The sequence below is a fragment of the Mycoplasma marinum genome (assembly GCF_004335975.1).
GTDB lineage: Bacteria > Bacillota_I > Bacilli_A > Mycoplasmatales > Metamycoplasmataceae > Mycoplasma_K > Mycoplasma_K marinum.
The window spans coordinates 1-2,011 of sequence record NZ_PSZO01000059.1; the positions used below are offsets into that span (position 1 = coordinate 1).

General features: G+C 27.5%; 2 protein-coding genes. One reads left to right on the plus strand and one right to left on the minus strand.

The window, feature by feature from the left end:
- Positions 1-16: 16 nt before the first annotated feature.
- Positions 17-760, minus strand: coding sequence for a phosphotransferase (locus C4B24_RS04650; protein WP_131599613.1), 744 nt, complete (start codon positions 758-760; stop codon positions 17-19).
- 197 nt (positions 761-957) lie between these two features.
- On the opposite strand from C4B24_RS04650, the gene C4B24_RS04655 reads away from it, so the two are divergent.
- Complete coding sequence (locus C4B24_RS04655) at positions 958-1,986, plus strand: 2-hydroxyacid dehydrogenase (protein ID WP_131599614.1); 1,029 nt, start codon at positions 958-960, stop codon at positions 1,984-1,986.
- The last annotated feature ends 25 nt before the right edge of the window (positions 1,987-2,011 follow it).

Sequence of the window (2,011 nt, forward strand, 5' to 3'; positions counted from 1 at the left end):
CAATTTATAATACATATTATTCTTTATTATTAATATTTTTATGTAAATTAGATTTTATAATTTTATCGTCAAAGGGTAATTCATCAAATCTGTGCATTCATACTAAAGTTAAATAATTCACTAATAGTTTAGCTTTGCTTAATTTTTCTTGATCATAATTTTCAATCCCGTATGATTGGAGAAAAAAATATTCTTGATCTTCATTGAGTCATGAGCCATCAATAACAAAGGCTAAATCAAAATGTTTGTCTCCCATACTTGCATATTCTCAATCTACTAGAAAAATTCCTCTATTAGTTTTAACGAAGTTATTCATTCAAGGGTCATTATGTAGAGGGGTTGAAATATCAAACTCTTCTATTATTTTTAGTGCAGTTTCATAAAATTGTTCAACTTCTAAAGGGATATTTTCTTTATGTTTTAACGCTTCGTAATACTCTATTAGTCTAGCTTTGTGATTTGAGATTGGCAAAACTAATTTTGAGTTGTGGACTTTTAACATAATTTGAGCCATCTCTGATAAATTTTCTTTATTCAAAATCAGCTCTTGTTTTTCGAGAAACTCCCAAATAATTTCATTGTCATCATCGAAAATTAATTTAGGCACAAAATTAAAATTATTAAGATTTTTATAATCAATCTTATGATTAAAATTATCGTGTTTTTTAATTTTTAAAAAAAAGTTTCCATCAGTAGTTTTAATTTTGAAAGTTTTATTTTTGTGGCCACCTTCAATTTTATTTTTTTGAATATATTTCATAACTATATTAATGATATCTTATTTTATAGTTTAATTGTATTTAGAAATGCAAAAAATAACTCAACAAAACTTTGAATTTTATTAAAATAGATTTAAAATTATTGGCTAAATATAAATTTATTAAAATAACATAAATACATTTTAAACACAAAGTGTATAATTATTATGTTTTAAAGAACATTCACTAAGGAGATAAAATGAAAATAGCATTTTTCGATACTAAACAGTATGATAAAACAACATTTGCAAAAGCAAATAAAAACGGACATGAATTTAATTTCATTACACAAGGACTATCAGTTAAAACAGCGGAATTAGCAAAGGGTTCAGAAGCAATCTGTGCATTTGTTAATTGTGATGGATCAAGAGAAGTTCTTGAAAAGTTAGCAGCTCAAGGGATTAAATATTGATTCCAAAGATCTGCGGGTTATAATAGAATTGATTTGAAAGCAGCAGAAGAATTAGGAATTAAGGTATTCCGTGTTCCTGCTTATTCACCTGAAGCCGTATGTGAGTTTGCAATGACACTATTAATGTCATTGAACAGAAACATTCACTTAGCTCATAATAGAGTTACAAATAATAACTTTTCACTAAATGGTTTAGAGGGAGAAACAATTTTTGGTAAAACTATCGGTGTAATTGGTGCGGGAAGAATTGGTCAAGGATTTATTAAAATAGCTAATGGACTGGGTGCTAAAGTTGTGGTATATGATGAATATGCTCAAAATAATTTTCCACAAACAGCAGAAGCATTAGGGTTTACATATTTATCTAAAGAAGAAGTATTTGCACAAGCAGACTTTCTTTCAATACATGCACCACTTTTACCTTCAACAAAATATATTGTTAACAAAGATACATTAGCATTAATGAAACCTTCAGCAATTATTGTTAATACAGCACGTGGACCACTTATTAATACAGAAGATTTATTAGAAGCGTTAGATAATGGTAAGCTAAGAGGTGCGGGTCTTGATGTTTATGAAAATGAGGCGGGAGTATTTTTCTTCGATAAATCAAATGAAGTTATTTCTGATTCATTATTAACAAGATTAAGAGCTCATCGTAATGTTATCTTAACTTCACACCAAGCTTTCTTTACAAATCTTGCTTTAGAACAAATTGCAACAACAACAACTAATAATATTGAACTTGCAATTAAAAAAGAAGATGGAACAACTAGACTTATTTTACAAGAAGATGGAAAAGTAATCAACGGTTAGTATACTTAAAAATAAAAATAACCTT